This window comes from Stenotrophomonas sp. Steno-Z10-BAI (assembly GCF_056393115.1).
Genome location: NZ_JBWJOZ010000005.1, coordinates 242515 through 268366, shown reverse-complemented (window position 1 = coordinate 268366; position 25852 = coordinate 242515). Strand labels below are relative to the sequence as shown.

The following is a 25852-nucleotide window of genomic DNA, read 5'->3' as shown; positions in this document are numbered from 1 at the left end:
GAGCCACGCCATTCGTGGCTGCTTCTGCATATGGTGTTGCGGCGCTGCGGTACTCAGCGCAGCCACCCAAGGGGTGGCTCTACCCCCGGCTCAAAGCAGATTCATGCCGCTTCGCTGATCCGCGCCGCCCGCCGCGCACGCACCGCTTCAGCGAGGCTTTCCAGTACCGCCAGCGAGCTGTCCCAGCCGATGCAGCCATCGGTGATGCTCTGGCCGTAGGTCAGCGGCTGGCCGTCGACCAGGTCCTGCCGGCCGGCCACCAGATGGCTCTCGACCATGACGCCGACGATGCGCTCTTCGCCATTGGCCAGCTGGGCGTTGATGTCGGCGATGACCTTGGGCTGGTTTTCCGGATTCTTGCTGCTGTTGGCGTGGCTGGCATCGATCATGATGCGTGCGGCCAGGTGCGACTTGGCCAGGGTCTGGCTGGTCGCTTCAACGTGGTCGGCATCGTAGTTCGGCGTCTTGCCGCCGCGCAGGATCACGTGGCAGTCCGGGTTGCCGGCGGTGGCCACGATGGCGGTGCCGCCTTCCTTGGTGACCGAGAGGAAGTGATGCGGGTTGGACGCCGCACCGATCGCATCGGCGGCGATCTTGATGTTGCCGTCGGTGCCGTTCTTGAACCCGACCGGGCACGACAACCCCGAGGCCAGTTCGCGATGCACCTGGCTTTCGGTGGTGCGCGCGCCGATGGCGCCCCAGGCGACCAGATCGGCGATGTACTGCGGCGAGATCACGTCGAGGAACTCGACGCCGGCCGGCAGGCCCAGCTTGTTGATGTCGCGCAGCAGACCGCGCGCCACGCGCAGGCCCTTGTTGATGTTGAAGCTGCCATCCAGGTCCGGATCGTTGATCAGGCCTTTCCAGCCCACCGTGGTGCGGGGCTTTTCGAAGTACACGCGCATGACGATTTCCAGCTCGTCGGCGTAGGCATCGCGCAGCGGCTTGAGGCGCTGGGCGTACTCGATGGCGGCCACCGGGTCGTGGATCGAGCACGGGCCGATCACCACCGCCAAGCGGTCATCGCGGCCGTGCAGGATCTCGTGCAGGGCCGCGCGGGAGGCGCTGACCGTATCGGAGGCTTCGTCGTCGCAGGGCAGCATCGCCAGCAGCTGCGCCGGCGGGGTCAACGGTTCAATCTTGCGGATGCGCAGGTCGTCGGTATGGGGGGGCATGGGGTAACTCCTTGGAAGTGGGGATCCCCAGCGCGGCGGCAACAAAAAAGCCGCCAGGTGCGCTGGCGGCTTTCGGGAATGCGTCTGAAATTTTCTTCAGGGTGAGCGCATGCCTTCCTCCGCCGGTGGCTTCGGAAAGTAATACCAAAAGTAGGAATTGGCGGGGCGTGCGTTCATTGGGGAGTATTGATAACACAGGGGTTTGGAGGTGCCAACTGTTTCATTCGCAACTGCGATGACCATTCAGCCGCTGCCGACCCGGCATGCACCATCACTCCCGCGGCAACGCCGCCAGCTCAGCCAGGTGCTGCTGCAGGGTGCCCGCTGCGCCCACCGCGTGCGTGGTGGTGAAGTACTCGTGCCAGCCGGTGGCCCCGATCGCGGCGAGCAAGGCATCGGCGTCGAGCCGTTCGGCGCACTGCCACACCGCATAGAACTGCTCGGCCGTGGTGTGCGGCACGTCCTGCTCGATACGGCCCATTGCTATGGGCGTGACGCGGGCGGGATCCACGTTCTGCATGCCCGCGCCGATGCGGGCGAAGAGCGCCCCGCGCGATACCGGGTCCAGCGCGGTCCAGGCAGGGGTGGCGGTGTACAGCTCGATCAACATGTGCGACATGGCATTCCTTGAGGTCAGAGCGAGCGCAGTGCGCGCTTGCGGATATAGGTGTTGGCCGGATCATCGGCATGCCGCTGCTGCCATTCGCTGCACAGCGCGCGGACCCAATCGGGCTGGCTTTTGCCGGCGTCGTTGAGCCAGTTGCCTACCGAATCCTGCACGTAGCGCGAGGCGTCATGGCACAGCGCCTGCAGCAGCGGCAGGGCGTGGTGTGGCTCCTGCTTGAACAACGCGATGTGCGCGGCCCATACGCCACGCGGGCGCAGTGCTTCGCAGGCGAAGCGGCGTACGTTGGGTGAAGCGTCAGTGGTCCAGCCGTGCAGGTGCGTGAGCACGCGCAGCGGCTCGGCGACGACGTGGGGTCGCACCCCCAGCCATGCCCACTCGCGCACGCCGAAGTGCGCGTCATCGGCCAGCGCGCGCAGCGCATCCAGCTTGTGCTCCAGTGACAACGCCGGGTCGCTGCCGATCAGATAGCAGGCCCAGCCACGCACCGTGTCACTGGCATGGCGTGACCACTGCGCGTGATCGCCGTGACCATGCACGCGCAGCAGAGTGGCCGCGCCCTGCATGCGCAGGGTGATGCCGCGCTTGGCGGCGTTGCGCATCGGGGTGATCGCCGAGGCTGGCAAACCGGGTGCGACATTGGCCATCAGCTTGGCGAAATCGACGGCCAGCACTTCGGCCAAGTGCGTGGCTTCGGTTTCACCGCGATCCAGCTGTCCGCGTCGCTCGCGGGTGACGGCCGGTTTCATGCGGCACGTCCTGCGTCAGTGCGCGACCACACGCGTTGCAGCAGCGTGCCGAGCGTGCGCCGTTCCCTGGGGCTGATATCGGCGAACAGCGAGGCGATCCAGTGGGTCTGCTGGTCGAACAGTTGCGCGACAAGGGCTTGGCCAGCCGGGGTCAGCCGCACGTGGATGCGGCGTTTGTCGTCCGGATCACTGTGGCGGCTCACCAGGTGCTCGCGCTCCAGGCCATCCAGCAGGCCGGTCACGGTGGCACGGGTGACACCGGCGCGCTCGGCCAACTGGTGCGGCGACAGTGCCGTGTCCGCGCCGCGCAGCAGGAACAGCAGCACGAAACGTCCTTCGCTCAGGCCCCGCGGTGCCAGACGACTCGCGCAGTCCTGGTCGATCGCGCTGGCCAGCGACAGCACCTGGAAACACAGCGCCAATTCCCCCGTATCCGGCTGGCCACGACGTTCCAGCTCGGTCAGGAAGGCCCGGTGTTTGGTTTCCAGCATGCAGGCAGATCCGGAATAGTACGGCGGCTAATTATACCGCTACTGCGACTTGTCTGACACCCCGCCGCGCTTTACCTCGCCCCGAGGACAGGCGAAGATCCGGGCCAGGATCACCCACAAGGATGCGTCGATGACCCCTTCCCAAGCTGACGCGATTGCCCAGGCCATCCTGCGGCCGGACAACAAGCGCGTGGCCGTACAGCAACGTCAGCGCGTGCAGGCACAGCATCTGGCGCGGCAACGTGTTGCCGTTGCCGTCAGCCTGGTCGGCATGGCGCTGGGCGCGGCGGCAGCGATATGGCTGCCCATGACGTACGCGCAGGGACTGGTGGTGGGCGGCGTACTGTCGTTCCTGCTTGCGCATCTCGGCCTCGCTTGGCACGAGCGTCTGCGCGCGGTGCGTTCTCCGGCCTGACGACTGCTGCGCCGCCCCTTATGGCGGAGCGGAGGGCATGCCTACCAGCGCGTGCCGGCCGGCAGCGGCCCGTCATGCGAAGGAAACAACGGCAGCACGTACTCGGCCAGTTCCTGCAGTACCTCGGCCGCCGGGCGCTGCGAGAACTGGATGCCCAGCGCAGCATGGTTCACGCCGGCACGCTGCCACTCGCCCAGCAGATCGATCAACCCGTTGCGGCCGGTTCTCAGCGTGTAGCCGCCACTGAGCGGCGTGCGGGGATGGTTCGGGTCCTCGACCAGATCCAGCCATTCGTTGGTGACGTGCGGGCGGAAGCCACCGTCGGGGACCAGACGGCGCCATGCCCGGATCTTGTCGGCCAGGCGCTGCGGTCCACCGGCATGATGGGTCGCCTCGGGATAGGTCAGCCAGCCATCGGCATGCTGCCCGACCCAGTCCAGCGTCTGCCGCGAGGTGCCGGTCACCAGCAGCGGAATCGCACCGGCCACCGGCTTGGGCAGCAGCTCCACGCCCTGCAGCGCGCCCAGTGGCGAGTCGATATGCAGGGGACCGTGCTGCATTAACTGGCGGACGTAGGTCACCGATGCGGCGAAGCGCTCCCCACGCTCGGCGTGCTCCAGGCCATACGCCGGGAACTCCACCGGTCGGTCGCCGGAGGCGATCCCCAGCACCAGTCGCCCACCGGACAGCTGGTCGATGGTGGTGGCCGACTTGGCCAGATCGATCGGGTGGCGCAGCGAGAAGATCGCACTGCCCGTGGCCAGCGCCAGCCGCTTCGTGCGTGCCGCCAGGAACGCCAGATAGGTAAACGGATCGAACACCTGCCCGGCATCGCCGAACAGCGGATCGAACAGCGGCACATCGCGCACCCAGGCCGCAGCGAAGCCGTCACGGTCGAGCTGGCTCACCAGATCCGCCTGCCCGGCCAGCACCTGCATGTCGCCCTGGTAGAAGCGCAACGGCAGGAACACGCCAAGCGTGAGCGCGCCTTCGCGGAACATGCGCTGGTAGCCGGCATGGCGGGCGAACGTCGGTGCGGATGCGCCGGTCAGTGGCGCCTGCACCGCCGTGATATCGGTCGAGAGGGTCATCGTGGTCGTTCCTGGGTCAGGGGCCGGTGGCCGGTTCGGGGAGCTGCACGCCGCGCTGCACCGCGGGCCGCTGTGACATGCGCAGGTGCCATGCACTCAAGTGCGGGTAAGCGCTGAAATCGAAGCCGATGAGCCGTGCGATATGGGTCCAGCCATAGCCGGCGATATCGGCGATTGAATACGCCTCGCCTGCCATCCATGAGCGGCCTGTGAGGTGCTGGTCCAGGGTGGCGAAGAACTCGGCGCTCAGGCGCCGGTAGCGTTCGATGGCGGGTGCGTAGGGCGCGTCGGCGAACATCTCGACATGGACACGCTGCCCCAGGATCGGCCCGACGCTGGCGGAGTGGAACATCAACCAGGTGATGGCCTCCCAGCGCGCGCGTGGCGCGTCGGGCAACAGCCGTCCGCTCTGCTCGGCCAGGTACAGCAGGATGGCCGCGGATTCGAACACGGTGATACCCGTCGCCTCGTCGACCAGCACCGGAATGCGGCCGTGCGGATGCAGTTGCAGGAAATCGGGATGGCGGTGCTCACCTTCGTCGATACGTACGTGATGCAGTACGTAAGGGATGCCGAGTTCTTCCAGCGCGATGGTGATCTTGAAGCCGTTGGGCGAGCTGTCGGTGTACAGGTGCAGCGAAACGGGGGACACAGCGGTCTCCTTGGCAGGCGGAACAGCGGGCGGGGTTCGCGTAGCAGTGTTGGATCAATGCAGCTGGACTAAACGACATCGATTCAACATGATCACGATGCTACGCAGGTCAACGCGCCCTGTAGAACGATTCTTCCTGCACTGCCAAGAGAGACAATCTAAGGTCATGGGTGCCGTCCTTCCCCTGCTCGCGCTGCGCGCCTTCGTCGAAACCGGTCGTCATGGCAGCCTCAAGGCCGCTGCTGCGGTCATGGGGGTCACCCCGGGGGCGATCAGCCAGCAGCTCAAACTGCTGCAGGCGCGCACCGGCGTTGTGCTGTTCACCCGCACCCCTCACGGGGTCGCACTGACCCCGGCCGGCGCACAGGTGCACCCGGCCCTGCTGCGCGCGTTCGATCAGATCCAAGACAGCATGGCCACGCTGGAGGCCATCCATGCCCGGCAGACGCTCACCCTCAGCACCGTGCCCAGCTTCGCCGCGTCCTGGCTGGTGCCGCGGCTGGGCCGGTTCACCGAACGCCACCCGGCGATCGAAGTGCGTGTGGAGGCCTCATCGGCGCTGGCGGATCTGCGTCGCGATCGCATCGACATCGCCATCCGCCACGGCCTCGGCGAGTATCCCGGCCTGGTCTCACGGCCGCTGGCGGCGCCCGTGCTGTTGCCGGTGGCCTGCCCGGCGCTGCTCGCCGAGGGCCGGCCGATCCACTCGGCCGTGGACTGCCTGCAGTACCCGCTGCTGCAGGATTCCGACCGCAGCGACTGGTCGCTGTGGTTCCGCGCGCTCGGTCTGCCACCCGATCCGCGCGTCGAACGTGGCCCGGCGTTCGATGATGACGTGTTGCTGATCCGCGCCGCAGAAGCGGGCCAGGGCATCGCGCTGGTGCGTGACCTGTATGTGGAATCCGAAGTCGCCAGCGGGCGGCTGGCCGTCGTACTGGATCAGCCGTGGCCGACGCGGTTTGCGTACTACGCCGTCACCCTGCCCGGCGCCGAAGAGAACCCGGCCATCGCGGCATTCCTGCGCTGGCTGGAGGATGAGATCCAGGCGCCGACCAGCGCGCTGTGAGCCCGTGATACGCGCACAAAAAAACCCCGCCTTCCGGCGGGGTTCTTCGTACTGCGTTGGCGCATGGCGGGTACCGACCAACAGTTGGTACCTACCGCTCCGATGCGTGCCGACCGAAGGCCGGCATCTACATCAGAAGTCCATGCCGCCCATGCCACCCATACCGCCCATGCCGCCGCCAGCTGCGCCAGCGCCGTCATCCTTCTTCGGGGCTTCGGCAACCATGGCTTCGGTGGTGATCATCAGGCCAGCGATCGAAGCTGCGTTCTGCAGCGCCGAACGGGTCACCTTGGTCGGGTCCAGGATGCCGAATTCCAGCATGTCGCCGAATTCGCCGGTGGCGGCGTTGTAGCCGAAGCTGCCGGTGCCTTCCTTGACCTTGTTGACGATCACGGACGGCTCTTCGCCAGCATTGGCCACGATTTCGCGCAGCGGGGCTTCCATCGCGCGCAGGGCGATCTGGATGCCGTGGTTCTGGTCTTCGTTGGCACCCTTCAGGCCGCTCAGCGCGGTGACCGCACGAACCAGCGCAACGCCGCCGCCCGGGACCACGCCTTCTTCAACGGCTGCACGGGTCGCGTGCAGGGCGTCGTCGACGCGATCCTTCTTTTCCTTCATTTCGATTTCGGTCGAGGCACCGACCTTGATCACGGCAACGCCGCCGGCCAGCTTGGCCACGCGTTCCTGCAGCTTCTCGCGGTCGTAATCCGACGAGGTGTCTTCGATCTGGGTCTTGATCTGGGTGACACGCGCTTCGATGTTGGCCTTCTCGCCGGCGCCATCGATGATCGTGGTGTTTTCCTTGGAGACCTGCACCTTCTTGGCGCGGCCCAGGTCCTTGATCGTCGCCTTTTCCAGCGACAGACCGATTTCCTCGGAGATCACGGTGCCGCCGGTCAGCACGGCCATGTCTTCCAGCATCGCCTTGCGACGATCGCCGAAGCCCGGTGCCTTGACGGCCACGACCTTCACGATGCCACGGATGGTGTTGACCACCAGGGTCGCCAGCGCTTCGCCTTCGATGTCTTCGGCGATGATCAGCAGCGGCTTGCCGGCCTTGGCGACGCCTTCCAGCACGGGCAGCAGGTCGCGCACGTTGGAGATCTTCTTGTCGTGCAGCAGCACGTACGGATCATCCAGGTCAGCGGTCTGCGACTGCTGGTTGTTGATGAAGTACGGGGACAGGTAGCCACGGTCGAACTGCATGCCTTCGACGACGTCCAGCTCGTTGTCCAGGCCCGAGCCTTCTTCAACGGTGATGACGCCTTCCTTGGTCACGCGGCGCATCGCTTCGGCGATGATGTTGCCGATCGACTCGTCCGAGTTGGCCGAGATCGTGCCGACCTGGGCAATCGCCTTGTCGTCAGCGGTCGGCTTGGAGATGTTCTTCAGCTCGGCGACGGCGGCGATCACGGCCTTGTCGATACCGCGCTTGAGGTCCATCGGGTTCATGCCGGCAGCGACGGCCTTGGCGCCTTCGCGGATCAGGGCCTGGGCCAGCACGGTGGCGGTGGTGGTGCCGTCGCCGGCGTCATCGTTGGTGCGCGAAGCAACTTCCTTCACCATCTGCGCGCCCATGTTCTCGAACTTGTCAGCCAGTTCGATTTCCTTGGCGACGGAGACGCCGTCCTTGGTGATGGTCGGCGCGCCGAAGCTCTTTTCGAGCACGACGTTGCGGCCCTTCGGGCCCAGGGTGGCCTTGACGGCATTGGCGAGAACGTTGACGCCGCGAACCATGCGGGCGCGGGCGTCTTCACCGAAACGAATATCTTTGGCAGCCATTGCGATTACCTTTTTATGTAGAGCCGGGCGATGCCCGGCTGCTTGAACGGGAGGAAGTGCGGAAGCGCCGGCACGGGGCCGGCCGCATCACTCAGCCGACGATGGCGAGGATGTCGTCTTCGCGCAGGACCTTGAACTCGACGCCTTCGGACTTGTAGCTGCTGCCGGCGTACTGGCCGTAGATGACCTTGTCACCGACCTTCAGCGACGGCGCGCGCACGCTGCCGTTGTCCAGGGGCTTGCCCGGGCCGACGGCCACGACTTCACCCTTGGTCGACTTTTCCTTGGCGGAATCCGGAATCACGATGCCGCCGGACGAGATTTCGTCGGCTTCGATCGGCTTGACTACGACGCGGTCATGAAGCGGCTTGATGCTCATGTGAGACCCTTTTAAGTTGTTGATTGGTCTAGGAAAGTCTGGCGATGTTAGCACTCGCACAGGGCGACTGCCAGCCACGCTCACGAAAAAACCCGACGGTGCGGGACAGAGCAGAGATGGTGCTGGCCCCACCCCTTTCAAGGGCAGGCGGCCGGTTTTTTTTGCCGATCCGGGCCCGCGCGTGAATGTTTGACGCAGTTCTCAATGCGAAAGGTCGAATCCGACAGACCAATCGATGTGTCATCTGGATTGCGTAGATTCGAGCGGCATTGACCAATCACAAGGAGCCGTAGATGAGGTTGCTGACGCCGCTGTCCCTGGCCTGCCTGCTGGTGCTGGCCACCAGCCCGGCCCGGGCCGATGTATTCATCAATGAACTGCATTACGACGACAGCACCCCCGCCGGAGACGTCGGCGAGGCCATCGAAGTGATCGCCACCGCCGGTGAAGACCTGTCCGGCTACCGGCTCTACCTCTACAACGGCAGCACCCCCTCGGCCGCCGCGGTCTACGCCAACAACCCAGTCCCGGCCGGCACCGCCAGCTGCGGCAGCGCCCGGCTGGCCACGGTGAGCTACCCGACCAACGGAATCCAGAACGGTCCCAACGACGGCATCGCCCTGGTCGATGCCAGCGGCAAGGTGGTCCAGTTCCTCAGCTACGAGGGCACCATCACCGCCGCCGGCGGCCCCGCCGCGGGCCTGACCAGCCAGAACATCCCGGTCAGCGAGACTAACAGCACCGCCCCGGGCACCTCCCTGCAGCTGACCGGCAGCGGCAGCCAGTACGCCCATTTCACCTGGGCCGAATCGGCCACGCAGACCTTTGGCGCGTGCAACCACGGCCAGACCTTCAGCGGCGGCGGCGGCCCGACCGGCCCGAACACCGCGCCCTCGGTCACTGCCACCACCCCCGAGCAGGGCGCCAGCACCTTCCCGGCCGCCGCCGACCTGAGCGTCACCTTCAGTGAGCCGGTCACCCTCTCCAGCGGCGCCTTCGCGCTGAGCTGTGGCCAGTCCGGCACGGTCGCGTTGAGCCACCCGACCACCGGCACCCGCTTCACCCTGGCCACCAACACCGCGCTGGTGGCGGGGGAAGCCTGCCGCTTCGACATCCGCGCCACCCGCGTGAAGGATGCCCAAGGCGCCCGCCCGGCCGCCGATACACGCATCGCCTTCACCGTGGCCACCGCCACCACGCCCGATCCGGGCAACCCCGGCACGCCCGGGGAGTACTACGCCCGGGTCAACACCTCCACCCCCAGCCAGTTGCGCTGCTCGCTGCACGAGACCATCAAGGGTCACACCGCCTATCCCTACAGCGGCTCGGGCACCAGCACCTGGACCATCCTGGAAATCGCCGACGAAGATCCCAACAACAGCGGCAAGATCCTCGATGCCTACCGCAACCGCAGCTACACCAAGGTCAGCGGGCGCGCAGGCACTGGCAGCGGGCTGACCTACAACCGCGAACACACCTGGCCCAACTCGCTGGGCTTTGCCAGCACCACCGGCGACAAGGGCCTGCCCTACGCGCCCTACACCGACACCCACATGCTGTATCTGACCGATGCACAGTGGAATGCGGACCGCGGCAACAAGCCCTTTGCCACATGCGACAGCAACTGCGGTGAACGCGCGACCGAGGCCAACAACGGATTCGGCGGCGGCAGGGGTGGCTACCCGGGCACCTCCAACTGGGTGCGCACGCCGGATGGCAATGGCGGCTCGTTCGAAGTGTGGGGCCACCGCAAGGGCGATATGGCACGTGCGGTGATGTACATGGCGATCCGTTATGAAGGCGGTAAAGATGCCAAAACCGGGCAGTCCGAGCCGGACCTGGAGCTGACCGACGACCGCAGCAGGATCGTCAAGACCTCGGCCTCGCCGGCCTACATGGGCCTGCTCTCGACCCTGATCGACTGGCACCTGTCCGACCCGCCGGACGCGGCGGAACGCGCTCGCAACGAGGTGATCTTCAGTTTCCAGGGCAACCGCAATCCGTTCATCGACCACCCGGAGTGGGCCACCCCGACGCTGTTCACCTCGGCCAAGCCGGCCACCTGCCAGCTGGCCAACTGAGCCCGGCCGACCGGCGCCCCCTCGCGGCGCCGGTCGGACCATTGGCCTCTGGCGGTCCTATACTCGGCGGTCATGTCGATTGCCGATCCCGTCTTCCTGCTGTTCACCACCTGCCCCGACGTGGCCTGCGCCGCGCGGCTGGCACACGCGCTGGTGGACGAACGCCTGGCCGCGTGCGTGACGCGCCTGGACGGGGCGCATTCGACCTACCGCTGGCAGGGCGAGGTCACCGAGGACCATGAGGTCCAGTTGCTGATCAAGACCACCGGCAGCCGCCTGGACGCGGCGATCGCGCGTGTGCAGGCCCTGCATCCGTATGAACTCCCCGAGTGCATCGCGGTCGAAACCCGCGCCGGCCTACCGGCGTACCTGGATTGGATTCGGGCGCAGACCCGTGAGGAAAGTGATTGATGACGCTGTTTCGTCGTGTTGCCGCGCTGTGCGCATTGTTCGTGGTCTCCCTGCCGGCCTGGGCGGTCAGCGAAAAAGATCTGCTCCCGGTCGATGAGGCCTTCGGGCTGACTGCGCAGGCGCGCGACCGTGATCGCGTGGAGATCAGCTGGAAGATCGCCCCGGGCTATTACCTGTATCGCCATCGCACCACGGTCAAGGCCGCTGCCGGCTTCGATGCCGAGGCATTGCAGCTGCCGGCCGGCAAGAAGCACCACGATGATTTCTTCGGCGAGGTGGAGACCTACCGCGAACGCCTGACCGGCGTGCTGCCGGGCAAGGCCGCCGACGGCACCGACACCGTGACGCTGGAAGTGCGTTACCAGGGCTGCGCCGATGCGGGCGTGTGCTACCCACCGCAGAAGCGCACGCTGCAGGTGAAGCTGCCGGCCGGTGGCAGCGGTGCTGGCACCGCCCCCGCCCCCGCCGCCAGCGCTGCCGCTTCCCCGTTCAACACCCCGTTGGCCGGCAACACCGGCAGTGGCCTGCGCCTGCCCGGCACCAGCAACACCCAGGCGCTGCCGCTGCCCTCCGAGCGCGCGTTCGGCTTCGATGCGATCGTCGGCGATGGCAACACCGTGCTGCTGCGTTTCACGCCGGCGCCGGGCTACTACCTGTATCGCGACCGCACCTCGCTGGCGCTGGAAGGCGCGCCGGGCATCCGCGCGGACAAGCCGACATGGCCGGCCGCCAAATCGCATCGCGATGAGCACTTCGGCGATGTGGCGGTGTATTTCGACCAGATCGACGTGCCGTTGCCGCTGCGCCGCAGTACGGCCAGCGCAACCGATGCGACGCTGGTGATCACCTTCCAGGGCTGCCAGACCGATGGCATCTGCTACCCGCCGATGACGCGCCGGGTGAAGCTGGCGCTGCCGGCAGGCACGATCAACGCCAAGGCGAATGACGTCGCGCAGAAGACCGAGGTCATCGCGCCCCTGCCCAATCGCGACAAACGCGCACAGGCCCGCGGTGATGCCGGCACCGGCACCCAGCCGATGCTGATCCGCCCGAACGAACCCGCCCTGGCCGTGCCGGGCGACACCGCCGCCACCCCGGATGCCAGCGCGGACAACGCGCAGCGCACCCCGCCGCCGGTCGCCCCGGCCGCCGCACCGGGCAACCTGCTGGTGCTGCTGCTGTTCGCCGTGGCCGGTGGCCTGATCCTCAATCTGATGCCCTGCGTGCTGCCGATCCTGTCGCTGAAGGTGCTGGGCGTGGCGCAGAGCGGCGAGAGCCGCCAGCGCGCGCGCAGCCATGCGCTCTGGTACACCGCCGGCGTACTGGTCGCCTTCGCCGCCATCGGTGCACTGGTCATCGCGCTGCGTGCGGCGGGCCAGGCCGCGGGCTGGGGCTTCCAGCTGCAGCACCCGTGGTTCATCGCCGCGCTGGTGTACCTGATGTTTGCCGTGGGCCTGAGCCTGTCGGGCGTGTTCACCCTGGGCGGCAGCATGGGCGGGGTCGGCCAGTCGCTGGCCTCGCGCAGCGGCCCGGTCGGCGATTTCTTCACCGGCGTGCTCGCCTGCGTGGTGGCCAGCCCGTGCGTGGCCCCGTTCATGGGCCCGGCGCTGGCCTACGCCTTCGCTGCCCCCGGCCTGCAGGCGATGCTGGTGTTCCTGGCGCTCGGCCTGGGCCTGGCCCTGCCGTTCCTGCTGATCGGATTCGTGCCATCGCTGGCCCGCCGCCTGCCGCGCCCCGGCGCGTGGATGGAAACGCTCAAGCTGGTGCTGGCCTTCCCGATGTACGGCACCGCGATCTGGCTGCTGTGGGTACTGGGCAAGCAGCGCGGCGTGGATGCGATGGCGCTGGTGCTGGGCGGCCTGGTGATCCTGTCGCTGGCGCTGTGGTGGTTCGAGCGCAGCCGCTGGCGCAGTCAGCGTGTGGGCGGCCTGTTGGCCCTGCTGCTGGTCCTTGGCGCGCTGTACCCGATCTGGGGCGTGACCCGCATGGCGCCGCCGGCCAAGGCCGCGCAGCCGGCCAGCGACAACGTGGTCGAGTACTCGCCGCAGATGCTTGATCGCCTGCGCCAGGACAACCGCGTCGTGTTCGTCAACATGACGGCCGACTGGTGCGTGACCTGCAAGGCCAACGAACGCGCCGTGCTGGGCACCAACGCGTTCCAGGACACCCTGCGCCGGACCAACGCGGTCTACATGCGCGGCGACTACACCAATGTCGACCCGCAGATCACCGCGTTCCTGGATGAGCACAAGGCCGTCGGTGTGCCGCTGTATGTGGTCTATGGCCCGGGCGCACCGCCGACCGTGCTGCCGACGGTACTGACCCAGGCGCTGGTGGAAGAAGCGCTGCTGCGGACCGCGCGATGAGCCTGCGGCCACCACGGCGGACGGTCGTGGTGGTCGTGATCGCGGCCGTGCTCGGGATTGGCGCCGGCGTCTGGTTCGCCGGGCATGACGAGCGCCCGGCCAATGCCCCGCCACCGCCACGGCCGGTGGTGGTCGCGGCCCAACCGGGTGATCCGATGCCCGCGATCACCCTGCCGGACCTGCAAGGGCACCCGCAGCACCTGGCCAGCTTCCACGGGCGTCCGCTGCTGATCAACGTCTGGGCCAGCTGGTGCGGGCCGTGCGTGGAGGAAATGCCGGCGCTGACCACGTTTGCCGATGCCCAGGGCGCTACCGGCGTGCAGGTGCTCGGGCTGGCGCTGGATACGCCCGAGGGCGTGCGCGATTTCCTGACCCGCATCCCGGTCGCCTACCCGATCGTGCTCGATACTCCCGGCCCGGCCGACGCCAGCGTGCGTCTGGGCAATGCGCAGGGCCTGCTGCCGTATTCAGTACTGGTCGATGCGCAGGGGCGCATCGTGAAACAGAAGCTGGGGCCGTTTGCGGCCGGTGAGATCGAGGCCTGGGCAACGCACTGAGCCTGCTTGGCCGAGGTGACCGTCTGATCGAGAGGCCGTACTGGCCCGACCTGGGCTATTGACCGCCCCAGCCCTGCACCCAACAATGACGAGATCCATTCTCATCCACTGCCGGGCCCGCTTCGCCTTGCCGCCGGAACCGCCCGCATGTTGAAGACCTTTCTTTTCCAGCTGCATTGGCTGCTGGGCATCACTGCCGGCACCGTGCTGGCGGTGATGGGCCTGAGCGGGGCCACGCTGGCCTTTGAAGACGAGATCATGCGCGCGGCCAATCCTGCGCTTGCGCAGGTCGTGCAACGCCATGCGGCCGGCGAGCAGCCAGTGGCGCTCACCGAGCTGTTGCCGCGGTTGCAGCAGGACATGCCAAAGCCGTTGCAGCGGCTGCGCGTGGATGCGACCGGGCAGCGCCTGTCGGTGGCGCGTTTCGAAGGCGGCCAGGCGAACTGGCGCTACTTCGATCCGTACACCGGCAACGTGCTCACCGAACTGAGCGGACTGGATTTCTTCGCCTTCGTCGAAGACCTGCACCGCCACCTGGTCAGCGGCGAGCGGGGCAGCCTGATCACCGGCAGCTGCGCGATCGCGCTGGTGTTCTTCTGTCTGTCGGGGCTGTACCTGCGTTGGCCGCGACGCTGGTGGCACTGGCGCACCTGGCTGGCGGTGGAGTGGTCGCGCAGCGGGCGAAGTTTCCTGTGGAGTCTGCATTCAGTGGTCGGCACCTGGGTGCTGCTGGTGTACCTGATGATCGCGTTGACCGGGCTGTGGTGGTCGTTCGACTGGTACCGCAAGGGCGCAACTGCATTGCTGGGCGGCCCCGCCGCCGAGCAGAACCAGCCGCGCACCAGCGGCGGCCCTCTGGATCTGGGCAAGGTGCAGGCCACCCTGTACGGGTTGGAGGGCGTGCGACGCGGTTACATCGACCTGCGCTTCCCGGCCAAGCCAGGCCGTGCGCTGACCGGCCGCGTGCAGGGAAGCAGCACGGCGCACGACCGCGCGCAGGACATCCTCCAGCTCGATCCGTCCACAGGCGCCCTGCTCTCCTACGAGCCTTACAGCAGCAAGACCGCCGGCGGCAAGATCATCGTCAGTGTGTTCGCGTTGCACTCGGGCAGCTTCTTCGGCCTGCCCGGGCGGATCATCGTGATGCTGTCCAGCCTGGGCATGCTGGTGTTCTTCATCACCGGCTGGATGTTGTACCTGGACCGCCGCCGCAAGAAGCGCGAGGTGCGTGCCTCACGCCTGCCTCTCGCCGCGGCCATCGGCACCGGACAGCCGTGGCTGGTCGCGTTCGCCAGCCAGAGTGGGTTTGCCGAGCAGCTGGCCTGGCGCGCTGCCGCCCAGTTGCAGGCGGCCGGCCTGCCGGTGCAGGTGCGTCCGCTCGCGCAGGTGGACGCGGCACTGCTGACCACCACAGACAAGGCGTTGTTCGTCATCAGCACCTTCGGCGATGGCGAAGCGCCGGATGCGGCGCGTACGTTCGGGCGACGGGTGTTGGCGCAGTCCACCTCGCTGCAGGGCCTGGCGTACGCCGTGCTTGGGCTCGGCGACCGCGAGTACACACGCTTCTGCGGTTTCTCGCGGCAGGTGGACAGCTGGCTGGCGGCGCAGGGGGCGCAGCGGCTGTTCGCCAGCATCGAGGTGGACCGCACCGACGCCGTGCCGCTGGCGCACTGGCAGCAGCAGCTGGGTGTGCTGACCGGGGTAGAGGATCACACCCCCCTGCCGGCACCCGTTGAGCTGCACCCCTGGGCGCTGGATGCGCGCGCGCAGCTCAATCCGGGCAGTGCCGCCGGGGCGATCTGGCAGGTGTCACTGCGGCCGCTGGCGCACGCCCACTGGCAGGCCGGCGACATCCTGGAGATGGCGCCGCGCCACGCGCGTGCGCATGTGCTGTCGGTGCTGGCCCGCAACGGTCTGGATCCGCAGGCGCCGGTGACGGTCGATGGACGCATCACCGCATTGGTCGAGGCGGCTGCCGCGCGTGTGCTGCCTGAGACAGCGGAAGCGGTGGACGCCGCTGCAGCACCCGATGCTGCCCGCTGGCTGGCGCGACTGCCTGCGCTGCCGCATCGCGAATACTCGATCGCCTCGGTGCCCGGCGATGGTGCCGTGCAGTTGGTGATCCGCCTGACCGATCTGCCCGATGGCCGCCACGGACTGGGCTCGGGCTGGCTGTGCGTGCATGCCACCAAGGCAGACAACATTCATGCCCGCGTGCGTCGCAACAGCGGCTTCCATCGCCATCCCGAGCACGCCCCGATGCTGCTGATCGGCAACGGCACCGGCATCGCCGGCCTGCGCAGCCTGCTGCGTGAAGCCGACGCGCAGGGCGACCGCGGTCACTGGCTGGTGTTCGGCGAACGCACCCGCGCGCACGACTTCCTCTATCGCGAAGAGATCGAGGCGTGGCAGGCGCAGGGTCACCTCAGCCGTGTCGACCTGGCGTTCTCGCGCGATCCGGACGGCGGCGGCTATGTGCAGGACCGCCTGCGCACCGCACCGAAGGCACTGCGTGCGTGGGTGGACCTGGGCGGCAGCCTCTACGTGTGCGGCTCGCTGCATGGCATGGCCGAAGGTGTCGATGCCGTGCTGCGCGAGGTGCTGGGCAACGATGCGGTCGATGCCCTGCTCAACGACGGACGCTACCGCCGCGACGTGTACTGAGCAACGCCGCGCCGCTCAGGGAAACCAGCGGCGCAGATAGCGCGCGGTGGCGCCGTGCCTGGCGCGACTGACCTGGGCCGGCGTGCCTTCGGCCACGATCCTGCCACCCTCCTCACCCGCGCCCGGTCCCACATCGATCACCCAGTCCGCATCGGCCACCACCCGCAGGTCATGCTCGACCACCACCACGGTGTTGCCGGCGTCGACCAGGCCGTGCAGCTGCGTCATCAGCTTGTCCACATCGGCCGGGTGCAGGCCGGTGGTCGGCTCGTCCAGCACATACAGGCTGTTGCCGTGCTGGCTGCGCTGCAGCTCTGTCGCCAGCTTGATCCGCTGCGCCTCACCGCCGGACAGTTCCGTGGCCGGCTGGCCCAGGCGCAGATAGCCCAGGCCGATATCCCGCAGCAGTTGCAGCGGCCGCTGCACCGGCGGCTCGTCGGCAAAGAACGCCAACGCCTCCTCCACCGTCATCGCCAGCACCTGCGCGATGTTGCGACCGTTCCACTGCACTTCCAGGGTCTTGGCGTTGTAGCGCTGCCCATGGCAGGTGGGGCATGGCGCGTAGACGCTGGGCATGAACAACAGTTCGACGTGGACGAAGCCCTCGCCTTCGCAGGTCTCGCAGCGGCCGGCGGCGACATTGAAGGAGAAACGGCCCACGCTGTAGCGGCGTGCCTTGGCCGAGCGCGTGCCGGCAAACAGACGGCGCACATGATCGAACAGGCCGGTGTAGGTGGCCAGGTTGGAACGCGGCGTGCGCCCGATCGGCTTCTGATCCACGTTGACCAGACGTTTGATCGCCTTGGCCCCGTTCAAGCGGCCACGGGTGCGTTCGATACGGCTGGGCTGCGGCAGGTCGCTGTCGGTCTCTTCGATCACCGGCTCCTGCCCCAGATGCTCGCCGACCAGTTCAACCAGCGCCTGGCTGACCAGACTGGACTTGCCCGAGCCGGAGACACCGGTCACCGCCGTGAACGCGCCGAGCGGGAAGCGCGCGTCCACGCCACGCAGATTGTTGCGATGGACGCCCTGCAGGCCCAGCCAGCCGGACGGCGCGCGCGGCGTGCGGCGCGGGCCGTCAGCGTTCTGGAACAGATACGGCGCGGTGACCGAGGCCTCCACCGTACGCAGCCCCTCGGGCGGACCGCTGTAAAGCACCCGGCCACCGTGCTGGCCCGCACCCGGGCCGACATCCACCAGCCAGTCCGCACGGCGCAGCATTTCCAGATCATGCTCCACCACGAACAACGTGTTGCCGCCGGCCTTGAGCTGGGCGAGCGCGTCGTACAGGGCCTCGCCATCGGCCGGATGCAGGCCGGCGGTGGGTTCATCCAGTACGTACACGACGCCGAACAGGCTGGAGCGGATCTGTGTCGCCAGGCGCAGGCGTTGCAGTTCGCCTGGCGACAGCGTCGGGGTCGCGCGGTCCATCGACAGATAGCCCAGGCCCAGCGACTGCAGCGTGCCGATCCGTTCGACCAGATCGTGCGCGATGCGCTGGGCCGCGATGCGTTTCTCCTCGGAAAGATCTGGCGTGCGGCGCACATCGCTGCCGCCCGCATGCGCGTTGCCACCGGCGGCCACCCGCTTGGCCGTGGCCTGGCGGCCGGCGCTGCGGCTGCGTGTGGCGGTGGCGGCCGCTACCTGGAAATGCCCTTCCGCCGCCGGACGCAACGCCTGCGCCATGGCACTGAGCGGCAGCCGCGACAACGTGCCGATATCCATGCCGGCAAACGTCACCGAGAGCGCTTCGCGCTTCAATCGACGGCCATCGCAGACCGGACATTCGGCGCCGATCATGTAGCGCGCCACCCGCTTCTTCATCATCGCGCTCTGCGTGGTCGCAAAGGTGTGCAGCACATAGCGCCGGGCACCGCTGAAGGTGCCCATGTAGCTCGGCTCCTCCTTGCGCCGCAGCGCGGCACGGGTTTCGGCCGGGGTAAAACCGGCGTAGACCGGCACCACCGGCTGCTCCTCGGTGAACAGGATCCAGTCGCGCTGTTTCCTGGGCAGATCGCGCCAGGGGATATCCACGTCGTAGCCAAGCGTGACCAGAATGTCGCGCTGGTTCTGTCCATGCCACGCCGGCGGCCACGCAGCGATGGCGCGTTCGCGGATGCTCAGCGAGGGATCGGGCACCATGGACTGCTCGGTCACTTCATACACGTAGCCCAGGCCATGGCAGTTCGGGCAGGCGCCCTGCGGTGTATTCGGTGAGAAATCCTCGGCATACAGCATCGGCTGTCTGGCCGGATACGTACCTGCGCGCGAGTACAGCATCCGCAGCAGGCTGGACAGCGTGGTCACGCTGCCGACGCTGGAACGCACGCTGGCGGTGCCGCGCTGCTGTTGTAATGCCACGGCCGGCGGGAGACCTTCGATCGCATCCACATCCGGCACGCCGACCTGATCGATCAACCGGCGCGCATACGGCGACAATGACTCCAGGTAGCGCCGCTGCGCCTCGGCATACAGCGTACCGAACGCCAGCGAGGATTTGCCCGAGCCGGAGATGCCGGAGAACACCACCAGCGCATCGCGGGGGATATCGACATCCACGTTCTTGAGGTTGTGTTCGCGTGCGCCCCGAACGCGCACGAAGGCATCCGGAGCAGTGGGGGGCGACGGCCGGCGCGTGGATTTGTTCATAGATGAACAATAGCGAAGCACAGCGCCGGCTCATTGCCGGTGAAGACCGGTGAGCGCGGCGTTGACGCGCCTGTCAGGCCATGGCCCGCACGCGCGGCGCCGACGGCGGCGGAGTGACGACGAAGGCATCCACCGCCTCGCCCAGCAGCGAGGCCTGGCGATCCAGTGCGCGCGCCGAGGCTGACGCTTCCTCCACCAGCGCCGCATTCTGCTGGGTGCTGCCATCCATCTGCAGCAACGTCTGGCTCACCTGCTCGATGCCCGCCGTCTGCTGCTGCGAGGCCGCGGAGATGCTCGCCATGATGGCGGTGACCCGCTGCACACTGCCGACGATCTCGCCCATCGTCGCACCCGCGCTGTCGACCTGCCGGGTGCCCGCATCAACGCGCTCGACCGAGGCTTCGATCAGCTGCTTGATCTGGCGCGCGGCGTCGGCACTGCGTTGTGCCAGCAGGCGCACTTCGCTGGCCACTACCGCGAAGCTGCGGCCCTGCTCGCCTGCGCGCGCGGCTTCGACGGCGGCGTTGAGCGCCAGGATGTTGGTCTGGAACGCGATCCCGTCGATGACGCCGGTGATCTCCCCGATCCGGTGCGACGACAGCGCGATGTCGGCCATGGTGGTCACCACCTGCGCCACCGATTCTCCACCCTGCGCCGCGACCTCGGCCGCGCGGATCGCCAGCTGGTTGGCCTGCTGCGCCGAGTCCGCATTCTGCCGCACCGTGGCCGCCAGTTCCTCCATCGAGGAGGCGGTTTCTTCCAGATGCGCCGCCTGGCGCTCGGTGCGGTCGGAGAGATCGTGGTTGCCGGCGACAATTTCGCCGGCGGCATGGTTGATCGCCAGCGACGCCTGCTGGATGCGCGCGACGATGTCGGTCAGCTGCATCACCGTGGCGTTGGCGTCGTCACGCAGGCGCGCGAACACACCGTGGAAGTCGCCCTGCATGCGTACGCGCAGATCGCCCTGCGACAACGCCGAGAGCAGCCCCTGCACTCCGGACAGGTTGCTCTGGAAGGTATCGAGCAGGTGGTTGATGCTGAGCGCGAGCGTCTTTACGAAGCCCTGTTTGTCCTCGACCGCGATCCGTCCATGCAGTTCGCCCCGCGCGGCCGCATCGACCAGCGCGGCCACCTCGTTCTCCACAGTGGTTTCCAGCGCGCGGCTGCGCCACTCCACCGCCGCGCCCAGCAGCTGGTCGTGCTCCACGATCGGGGTGATCACCAGCTGATAGCGGATGCCGGCGTGCTCGATCTCCCGGCTGGCACGCTGGCCGCGCTGCAGCATCGGCAACAGACTGGCGAAGGCCGGATGCAGGGCGGCCGCGGGTTGGCCGCTCCAGTCCGCGTGCGTGAGCTGCAGTTCGGTGAGCAGCGCGTGGTTGAGGAAGCCGATCCGCCCTTCACCGTCGAGCACCATCACGCCGGTCTGCGCACTGTCCAATGCCTGGCGGGCGCGGGTGTTGTCGCGTGCCACCGCGCGCTCGGCCTCGATCCGCTCGCGCAGCCGTTGCTGCATGTGGCGCAGGCGCGCGGCGAGCTGGCCGATTTCATCGTGCGGGTTATGGAGCGGCAGGACGGTGTCCAGTCGATCTTCGGCAATGTCCTCGGCGAAGCGGAGCGTATCGGTGATCGGCTGGCGGACCGCCCGCAGCACCAGCAGCAGCGTGGCGATCAGCACGGCCGCCACCAGCAGCAGGGTCAGCGCGAACACGATGCCCATGGTGCTGGCCCGCGCGGCCTGTCGCTCGCGCGCCGCCGCCAATGCCTGCGCCTGCGCCTGTTGCAGCGCCTGCAGCCCGGGGCCGACCTGCGCGGCGCTCTCGGCCAGTGACTGCGCTTCCACATCCAGCCCGATGCGGGCGGCCGTGTAGGCCAGCAGCGCCCCTTGATATGCCACCATCTGCGTTCGCAGTGCTTCCTGCGTCTCTGCATCCAGGCGCGCCTCTGCCAGGGACAGATCGAACGGCAACTTCTGTTCGCTGGCACGATCGGTGTGCGCCGCGTCACCGGTGAGCAGCAGCAGGCTTTCCTCGCGCCGCATCTTCTGCAGCTGGGCGATCAACACCGGGCGCGCGCCGGCCTCGACACTGGCCTCCAGCGTGGCAGCCGCCGCCTCCAGCTGCGCACGCAGGCCGGCATCGCCACGCCCCATCTCATCCACCCGGGCATTCAATGCGGTGATGCCCTCGGCGAAATCACCCGCGCGGGCGGCCAGCTCGCGTAGTGCCCCGGCGCTACCGGCGTCGTGGGGATCGCGCTGCAGCTCGGCCAGGGTCGCCTGCAGGCGCTGCTGCGCGGCCTGCAACGCCTCGCGATCGCTGCCATCGAACGTGCTGGCATAGCGGGTCTGCAGGCGCCGCGCATCGGCGATCTCGGTCGCCAGCGTGGCCGCCAGTGCGGCCTCCTGCTGGTGCGCGGCGAAGGTTTGGGCTGCACGCTCGGTATCATGGCCCGTCCAGCCGTAGACCACGGCGACCGCCAACAGGCCCAGGCCGCAGATCAGCAGGCTGGCCCTGAGTTTCTGTGCCACGCTGAGGCGACCGAGCGCGGCCAGCCGGGGCGGCTGAGCGAGACGGAAGCCGAACCGATCGCCCAGACGGGCGACGAACAAGGACAGGCGGCGGGGGACGACCGACATCACGTACTCCAGGCGGAAGGACGCATCGGTATCGGCGGGATCACGCTGAACTTGAGGGCCGATCTCAGCGAGCGGCCAGAGCTTCGCCAATGGATCCCGTTGTACCGGCGCCAGACGACGAAGGGATGACGATCAGGGCCCCCGTGCTCACATGGCGCGTGAACGTGCGACAGTGAAGGACGGGACAGCACCTTCACGGCGACTGCGCTGAACTAGGACTGGGATCGCGGCCGGGGGCCGCTGCAGGACCCGGGGTGCGTTACCGCACATCCGGTCGACCACGATGCATGACGCCATACCGCACGGAGAGAGACCGCCATGAATGCCGCCTTCAAGATCTTTCTGCTCGCCGGTGCACTGCTGTACGGCCTGCCGGGGCTGGTGTGGTGGGTGAACCATCGGCGCGCCAAGCGGGCGCGGCTGGCCCAGGGCGTGGTCAGCGTCGAGGCCCGCGCGCCATGAGCGGCGGAACCGGTACGAGCGCGGCAACGCACCTGACCGACGAACAGCGGCAGATCCTGCGCGACATCAACGCCACGCGTCCGGTCAGCGATGAAGCCGCCAACTGGGCCGTCAAGGCCGGCTACGCGGCCCAGGCGGAAGACGGCGACATCGATTTGACCCAGGCCGGTCGCCACGTGGTGGACTCCAGCACGCTGTAGCGCGCTGAACCATGCACAGTGCGTTGACGTGCGCTGAGCAAGCCACGGGAGGGAAAACTGGCGCAACGCCGGTCTTGTATGACAGCAGCACTATCGCCTTGCCCGCTTGAGCCTGTCGGGCTCCCGCTCCGTCCATTCCATCCGGCGGCCAGCAAGGCATACCACCCCTGCTGCGACCGCGAAGCCACCGGTGAGCCAGAGATTGGCGGTCAGACCGAGCCGATCCAGTGCTTGGCCGCCCACCCACGCCCCGGATGCGATCCCGACATTGAAAGCACCGACATAGAGTGCGGAGGCGATTTCCATCGCCCTGGGCACGGCCTTCATCATCCACGTCATCAAGCCCACCGATACCCCGCCGTAGGCCAGCCCCCACGCCAGCAGCGCCATGGCACCGCCCAGGCGCGACTCCCCGATGGTCAGGAACAGCGAGGGCGCCAGCACCAGACCCGCCGCGATCAGCGACACCGTCAGCCTGGTACGTCGTGCTGCCGCGATGCCGGCAAGGAAGTTGCCGGCCATGCCCGCGGCGCCGTAGCCGAACAACAGCAGCCCCACCCAGCGCGCGTCGAATCCCGAGACCGACATCAGCAGCGGCCGAACGAAGGTAAAGGCGATGAAGTGCCCGGCGACCAGCAGGAAGGTCAGCAGCAACCCAAGCTGCAGCCCGCGGTTGCCCAGTTGCTGAGCGAACTGGCGCACGCTGGTCGTGCCGGACGGCGGCAGCCCGGGCATCACGGCCAAGTGCAGGGCAAGGACGGCGGCCCCCAGCAGCGCCATGCTGCCGAACGCCCAACGCCATCCCAGCAGCTCCCCGATCAGCGCGCCAAGCGGAACGCCCAGCACGGAAGCAGCCGCCACGCCGCCAAAGATGAGCGATGTGGCCAGGCCGACCGATCGCGTTGCCACCAGCCGCACCGCCAGCCCGCCGGCAATGGCCCAGATGCCGCCCATGCACAGCCCGACCAGCACGCGGGCCGCCAGCATCCAGCCCAACGTGGGGGCGAAGGCCGCACCCAGATTCGCGATTACCAGCAGGCCCAGCAGCCCGCACAGCAGCGAGCGTCGATCCACGCTGCCGGCGCTGATCACCACCAGCGGTGCGAACAGCGCTGCCAGCAGTGCGGGCAGCGAGATCATCAGCCCCGCAGCGCCGGTGCTGGTGTCCAGCGCTTCGGCGATCGGGGTCAGCAGGCCGACCGGCAGCATCTCCGTGGTGACGACCGAGAGGGTGGCCAGACTGACCGCGGTGACCGCCCACCACGGGTGGCGCGGTGTGGATTGCGCCTGCATCAGCAGATCCCCGGGTTGCGTGGCTCACGCGAACGCAACACGCCGTGCGCGAACGCCGCCGCCAGCAGCACCGCTCCTCCCGCACACAAGGCAACCAGGTACCCGGCGCGCGGCCCGTGTGCATCCACCCCGTAGCCGGCGATCGCCGCGCCCAGCGCCACGCCCACGTTCAGCGCCGCCAGCAGCCAGGTCATGCCCTCGGTGAGCTGGCCCGGCGGGACCTGTTGCTCGATCAACGACATCGCCACGATCATCGTCGGGGCGAAGAACACACCCGCCGCGAAGACCGTCACGGCGAGTGCGGCGATGCTTCCCACCAGCAGCAGCGGCAAGGTGGTCAATGCGGTCGCGATCCCGCCCAGCAGCAACAGGCGGGGCAGTGGCGTCTGCAGCTTGAGCGCACCGAACAGCACCCCGGACAGGCAGGAGCCGGCGGCATACGCACACAGCACGACGCTGGCGGCGGCGGGCTGCCCCACGTGCGCGGCGAAGGCGACGCTGACGATATCGACGGTGCCCACGATCACGCCCATCGCGACCATCAGCACGGCCAGCCACCGCACGCCCGGCAGACGGATGACGGACGCAGCAGGCGCGGCGTTGGGTACCACTGCCTCGATCGGGGGCTCGGTCCTGCGCTGCGCGATCAACGCAAGCGCGCCGATCGGCAGCAGCACAGTAGCGGCGAGGACACCCGCCTGCGGAAACAGCGAGACCGCCAGGCCGATCGATAACGGCGGCCCGACGATGAAGGTGACCTCATCGAACACGGTTTCCAGCGCGTACGCGGTCTGCAGGCGCGGCTGCCCGCGATAGATCGCGGTCCAGCGCGCGCGCACCATGGCCGACATGCTGGGCATCGCCCCGGCCAGCAGTGCCCCGAGGAACAGCACGGCCGCCGGCGCTTCCCACCATGAGGCCGCCAGCAGCATCAGCAGGCCGATTACGCTGACGCCGGTGGCCATCGGCACGACACGGCGCTGTCCATGCCGGTCCACCAGACGGGATACCTGCGGCGACAGCAACGCATACGTCAGCACGAACGTCGCGGCCACCGCGCCGGCCAGTGCATAGCTGCCGCGCACCTGGGCCAGCAGCGTGATGATGCCGATGCCGGTCATCGGCAACGGCAGCCGCGCCAGCAGCCCCGCCAGGGCAAACCCGGTGGTACCGGGCGCAGCGAACAACTCTCGATAGGGACCGGTCACAGCGCGTTTCACTGGCTTTCCACCTTTACATACACAACGTATGTTTAAAATCCTATATACATACGCTCCGGATGTAAACAGAGATCCGCCCCACCACCAAGGAGATATCGATGGTCCGTCGCACCCGCGCCGAGATGGAGCAGACCCGCGCCACGCTGCTGGCGACGGCCCGCGTGGTCTTCAGCGAGCGTGGCTACGCCGGGACCTCGATGGACGACCTCACCGCGCAGGCCGGGCTCACCCGTGGCGCGCTGTATCACCACTTCGGTGACAAGCAGGGCCTGCTCGCGGCTGTCGTCGATCAGATCGACGCCGAGATGGACGACCGCCTCAAGGCGATCTCCGACGCCGCCGAGGATCCCTGGGCGGGCTTTCGTCTTCGCTGCATGGGGTATCTGGAGATGGCACTGGAGCCGACCATCCAGCGCATCGTCCTGCGCGATGCGCGGGCGGTGCTCGGCGGCGCCTCGCCGGAATCGCAGCGCCACTGCATCGATTCCATGCAGCGCCTGCTCGAACATCTGATCGAGCAGGGCTTGGTCGCCGCGGCCCATCCACAGGCCCTCGCCTCCCTGGTGTACGGCAGCCTCGCCGAGGCGGCGTTCTGGATCGCCGATGGCGACGATGGCGATACCCGCCTCGCACAGAGCGTGGCTGCGCTGGACCTGCTGCTGCGTGGGTTGCGTGCCACCGCGTAGCACTGACCGCTCATCCGGTCAGGTCGCCATTGGATCCGGTCCCTGACCGCAGGTCATATATCGCTCCCTGTGACCGCGAGGCCGACGCGTTCTTCAAAGGCGCGCCGGCACCGGCGCTTCACTCGGTCGCGCAAGGAAGGCGATCAGCGCGAACAGCGACCAACCCAGCACGTGCAGGAGCCAGAACCTGAGGGTCACCG

General features: G+C 67.9%; 22 protein-coding genes. 10 read left to right on the top strand and 12 right to left on the bottom strand.

All coding sequences use genetic code 11. The features are described 5' to 3' along the window. Positions 1–101: 101 nt before the first annotated feature. The 4 genes from aroG to AC06E9_RS14290 all read right to left on the bottom strand — a co-directional run bounded on the left by aroG (position 102) and on the right by AC06E9_RS14290 (position 3040). Entirely contained in the window at positions 102–1175 is a 1074-nt protein-coding gene (gene aroG / locus AC06E9_RS14305; RefSeq protein WP_046274152.1) for a 3-deoxy-7-phosphoheptulonate synthase AroG, read from the bottom strand. A 271-nt stretch (positions 1176–1446) separates the two neighbouring features. Continuing rightward, positions 1447–1794: a DUF6616 family protein gene (locus AC06E9_RS14300; RefSeq protein ID WP_152151005.1), complete on the bottom strand. Its 348-nt coding sequence runs from the start codon at positions 1792–1794 to the stop codon at positions 1447–1449. 14 nt (positions 1795–1808) lie between these two features. Then, entirely contained in the window at positions 1809–2549 is a 741-nt protein-coding gene (locus AC06E9_RS14295; RefSeq protein ID WP_121040329.1) for a DNA alkylation repair protein, read from the bottom strand. Continuing rightward, positions 2546–3040: a MarR family winged helix-turn-helix transcriptional regulator gene (locus AC06E9_RS14290; protein ID WP_478056272.1), complete on the bottom strand. Its 495-nt coding sequence runs from the start codon at positions 3038–3040 to the stop codon at positions 2546–2548. The genes AC06E9_RS14295 and AC06E9_RS14290 overlap by 4 nt, the downstream gene beginning before the upstream one ends. A 49-nt stretch (positions 3041–3089) precedes the next feature. Here AC06E9_RS14290 and AC06E9_RS14285 point away from each other — a divergent pair, with 49 nt between their 5' ends. Then, positions 3090–3455, top strand: coding sequence for a hypothetical protein (locus AC06E9_RS14285; protein WP_478056271.1), 366 nt, complete (start codon positions 3090–3092; stop codon positions 3453–3455). 41 nt (positions 3456–3496) lie between these two features. Here the strand turns inward: AC06E9_RS14285 and AC06E9_RS14280 are convergent, their stop codons facing one another. Together AC06E9_RS14280 and AC06E9_RS14275 are read right to left on the bottom strand one after the other, a co-directional pair. Continuing rightward, positions 3497–4546 carry an LLM class oxidoreductase gene (locus tag AC06E9_RS14280; protein WP_478056270.1) on the bottom strand — a complete coding sequence of 350 codons (1050 nt, stop codon included), beginning with the start codon at positions 4544–4546 and terminating at the stop codon, positions 3497–3499. 16 nt (positions 4547–4562) lie between these two features. Further along, positions 4563–5198: a glutathione S-transferase family protein gene (locus AC06E9_RS14275; RefSeq protein ID WP_478056269.1), complete on the bottom strand. Its 636-nt coding sequence runs from the start codon at positions 5196–5198 to the stop codon at positions 4563–4565. A 166-nt stretch (positions 5199–5364) separates the two neighbouring features. On the opposite strand from AC06E9_RS14275, the gene AC06E9_RS14270 reads away from it, so the two are divergent. Then, on the top strand, positions 5365–6264 hold the full coding sequence (locus tag AC06E9_RS14270; RefSeq protein ID WP_478056268.1) for a LysR substrate-binding domain-containing protein: 900 nt from the start codon (positions 5365–5367) through the stop codon (positions 6262–6264). Positions 6265–6396: 132 nt separating this feature from the next. Here AC06E9_RS14270 and groL read toward each other — a convergent pair whose 3' ends face one another. Together groL and AC06E9_RS14260 are read right to left on the bottom strand one after the other, a co-directional pair. After that, entirely contained in the window at positions 6397–8046 is a 1650-nt protein-coding gene (gene groL / locus AC06E9_RS14265) for a chaperonin GroEL (protein WP_019183552.1), read from the bottom strand. A gap of 91 nt (positions 8047–8137) precedes the next feature. Further along, positions 8138–8425: a co-chaperone GroES gene (locus tag AC06E9_RS14260; RefSeq protein ID WP_019183551.1), complete on the bottom strand. Its 288-nt coding sequence runs from the start codon at positions 8423–8425 to the stop codon at positions 8138–8140. 293 nt (positions 8426–8718) lie between these two features. Between AC06E9_RS14260 and AC06E9_RS14255 the strand changes: the two genes are divergently transcribed. From AC06E9_RS14255 to AC06E9_RS14235, 5 genes are all read left to right on the top strand, one after another. Next, on the top strand, positions 8719–10506 hold the full coding sequence (locus AC06E9_RS14255; RefSeq protein WP_478056267.1) for an endonuclease: 1788 nt from the start codon (positions 8719–8721) through the stop codon (positions 10504–10506). Positions 10507–10578: 72 nt separating this feature from the next. Beyond that, positions 10579–10917 (top strand): divalent-cation tolerance protein CutA, encoded by a 339-nt coding sequence (gene cutA / locus AC06E9_RS14250; RefSeq protein WP_121040344.1) that lies wholly within the window; start codon positions 10579–10581, stop codon positions 10915–10917. Beyond that, a complete protein-coding gene (locus AC06E9_RS14245; protein WP_183073712.1) occupies positions 10917–13283 on the top strand; it encodes a protein-disulfide reductase DsbD domain-containing protein in 2367 nt (788 codons plus the stop codon). Before cutA ends, AC06E9_RS14245 begins: the two co-directional genes overlap by 1 nt. After that, positions 13280–13840: a TlpA family protein disulfide reductase gene (locus tag AC06E9_RS14240; protein WP_121040348.1), complete on the top strand. Its 561-nt coding sequence runs from the start codon at positions 13280–13282 to the stop codon at positions 13838–13840. The genes AC06E9_RS14245 and AC06E9_RS14240 overlap by 4 nt, the downstream gene beginning before the upstream one ends. A 147-nt stretch (positions 13841–13987) precedes the next feature. Then, entirely contained in the window at positions 13988–16504 is a 2517-nt protein-coding gene (locus AC06E9_RS14235; RefSeq protein ID WP_478056266.1) for a PepSY domain-containing protein, read from the top strand. A gap of 15 nt (positions 16505–16519) precedes the next feature. On the opposite strand, the gene AC06E9_RS14230 is transcribed toward AC06E9_RS14235, so the two are convergent. Beyond that, entirely contained in the window at positions 16520–19153 is a 2634-nt protein-coding gene (locus AC06E9_RS14230) for an excinuclease ABC subunit UvrA (RefSeq protein WP_121040352.1), read from the bottom strand. Between the two features lie 73 nt (positions 19154–19226). After that, positions 19227–21791 carry a methyl-accepting chemotaxis protein gene (locus AC06E9_RS14225; protein WP_478056265.1) on the bottom strand — a complete coding sequence of 855 codons (2565 nt, stop codon included), beginning with the start codon at positions 21789–21791 and terminating at the stop codon, positions 19227–19229. Between the two features lie 318 nt (positions 21792–22109). On the opposite strand from AC06E9_RS14225, the gene AC06E9_RS14220 reads away from it, so the two are divergent. Together AC06E9_RS14220 and AC06E9_RS14215 are read left to right on the top strand one after the other, a co-directional pair. Next, positions 22110–22253 (top strand): hypothetical protein, encoded by a 144-nt coding sequence (locus AC06E9_RS14220; RefSeq protein WP_179459899.1) that lies wholly within the window; start codon positions 22110–22112, stop codon positions 22251–22253. Next, positions 22250–22453, top strand: a complete 204-nt coding sequence (locus AC06E9_RS14215; protein ID WP_121040354.1) for a hypothetical protein — start codon at positions 22250–22252, stop codon at positions 22451–22453. Before AC06E9_RS14220 ends, AC06E9_RS14215 begins: the two co-directional genes overlap by 4 nt. A 90-nt stretch (positions 22454–22543) precedes the next feature. Here the strand turns inward: AC06E9_RS14215 and AC06E9_RS14210 are convergent, their stop codons facing one another. Both AC06E9_RS14210 and AC06E9_RS14205 read right to left on the bottom strand, forming a co-directional pair. Continuing rightward, positions 22544–23746 (bottom strand): MFS transporter, encoded by a 1203-nt coding sequence (locus tag AC06E9_RS14210; RefSeq protein ID WP_461769584.1) that lies wholly within the window; start codon positions 23744–23746, stop codon positions 22544–22546. Continuing rightward, positions 23746–24954 (bottom strand): MFS transporter, encoded by a 1209-nt coding sequence (locus tag AC06E9_RS14205; RefSeq protein WP_121040357.1) that lies wholly within the window; start codon positions 24952–24954, stop codon positions 23746–23748. Before AC06E9_RS14205 ends, AC06E9_RS14210 begins: the two co-directional genes overlap by 1 nt. Before the next feature lie 110 nt (positions 24955–25064). Between AC06E9_RS14205 and AC06E9_RS14200 the strand changes: the two genes are divergently transcribed. Continuing rightward, positions 25065–25652, top strand: a complete 588-nt coding sequence (locus AC06E9_RS14200; protein ID WP_121040359.1) for a TetR/AcrR family transcriptional regulator — start codon at positions 25065–25067, stop codon at positions 25650–25652. Positions 25653–25852: the final 200 nt, after the last annotated feature.

Excerpts from the sequence above, each read along its gene's own strand:
- aroG (WP_046274152.1), bottom strand. The coding sequence starts at position 1,175 with ATGCCCCCCCATACCGACGACCTGCGCATCCGCAAGATTGAACCGTTG.
- AC06E9_RS14300 (WP_152151005.1), bottom strand. The coding sequence starts at position 1,794 with ATGTCGCACATGTTGATCGAGCTGTACACCGCCACCCCTGCCTGGACC.
- AC06E9_RS14295 (WP_121040329.1), bottom strand. The coding sequence starts at position 2,549 with ATGAAACCGGCCGTCACCCGCGAGCGACGCGGACAGCTGGATCGCGGT.
- AC06E9_RS14290 (WP_478056272.1), bottom strand. The coding sequence starts at position 3,040 with ATGCTGGAAACCAAACACCGGGCCTTCCTGACCGAGCTGGAACGTCGT.
- AC06E9_RS14280 (WP_478056270.1), bottom strand. The coding sequence starts at position 4,546 with ATGACCCTCTCGACCGATATCACGGCGGTGCAGGCGCCACTGACCGGC.
- AC06E9_RS14270 (WP_478056268.1), top strand. The coding sequence starts at position 5,365 with ATGGGTGCCGTCCTTCCCCTGCTCGCGCTGCGCGCCTTCGTCGAAACC.
- groL (WP_019183552.1), bottom strand. The coding sequence starts at position 8,046 with ATGGCTGCCAAAGATATTCGTTTCGGTGAAGACGCCCGCGCCCGCATG.
- AC06E9_RS14260 (WP_019183551.1), bottom strand. The coding sequence starts at position 8,425 with ATGAGCATCAAGCCGCTTCATGACCGCGTCGTAGTCAAGCCGATCGAA.
- AC06E9_RS14255 (WP_478056267.1), top strand. The coding sequence starts at position 8,719 with ATGAGGTTGCTGACGCCGCTGTCCCTGGCCTGCCTGCTGGTGCTGGCC.
- cutA (WP_121040344.1), top strand. The coding sequence starts at position 10,579 with ATGTCGATTGCCGATCCCGTCTTCCTGCTGTTCACCACCTGCCCCGAC.
- AC06E9_RS14245 (WP_183073712.1), top strand. The coding sequence starts at position 10,917 with ATGACGCTGTTTCGTCGTGTTGCCGCGCTGTGCGCATTGTTCGTGGTC.
- AC06E9_RS14240 (WP_121040348.1), top strand. The coding sequence starts at position 13,280 with ATGAGCCTGCGGCCACCACGGCGGACGGTCGTGGTGGTCGTGATCGCG.
- AC06E9_RS14235 (WP_478056266.1), top strand. The coding sequence starts at position 13,988 with ATGTTGAAGACCTTTCTTTTCCAGCTGCATTGGCTGCTGGGCATCACT.
- AC06E9_RS14230 (WP_121040352.1), bottom strand. The coding sequence starts at position 19,153 with ATGAACAAATCCACGCGCCGGCCGTCGCCCCCCACTGCTCCGGATGCC.
- AC06E9_RS14225 (WP_478056265.1), bottom strand. The coding sequence starts at position 21,791 with ATGTCGGTCGTCCCCCGCCGCCTGTCCTTGTTCGTCGCCCGTCTGGGC.
- AC06E9_RS14220 (WP_179459899.1), top strand. The coding sequence starts at position 22,110 with ATGAATGCCGCCTTCAAGATCTTTCTGCTCGCCGGTGCACTGCTGTAC.
- AC06E9_RS14215 (WP_121040354.1), top strand. The coding sequence starts at position 22,250 with ATGAGCGGCGGAACCGGTACGAGCGCGGCAACGCACCTGACCGACGAA.
- AC06E9_RS14210 (WP_461769584.1), bottom strand. The coding sequence starts at position 23,746 with ATGCAGGCGCAATCCACACCGCGCCACCCGTGGTGGGCGGTCACCGCG.
- AC06E9_RS14200 (WP_121040359.1), top strand. The coding sequence starts at position 25,065 with ATGGTCCGTCGCACCCGCGCCGAGATGGAGCAGACCCGCGCCACGCTG.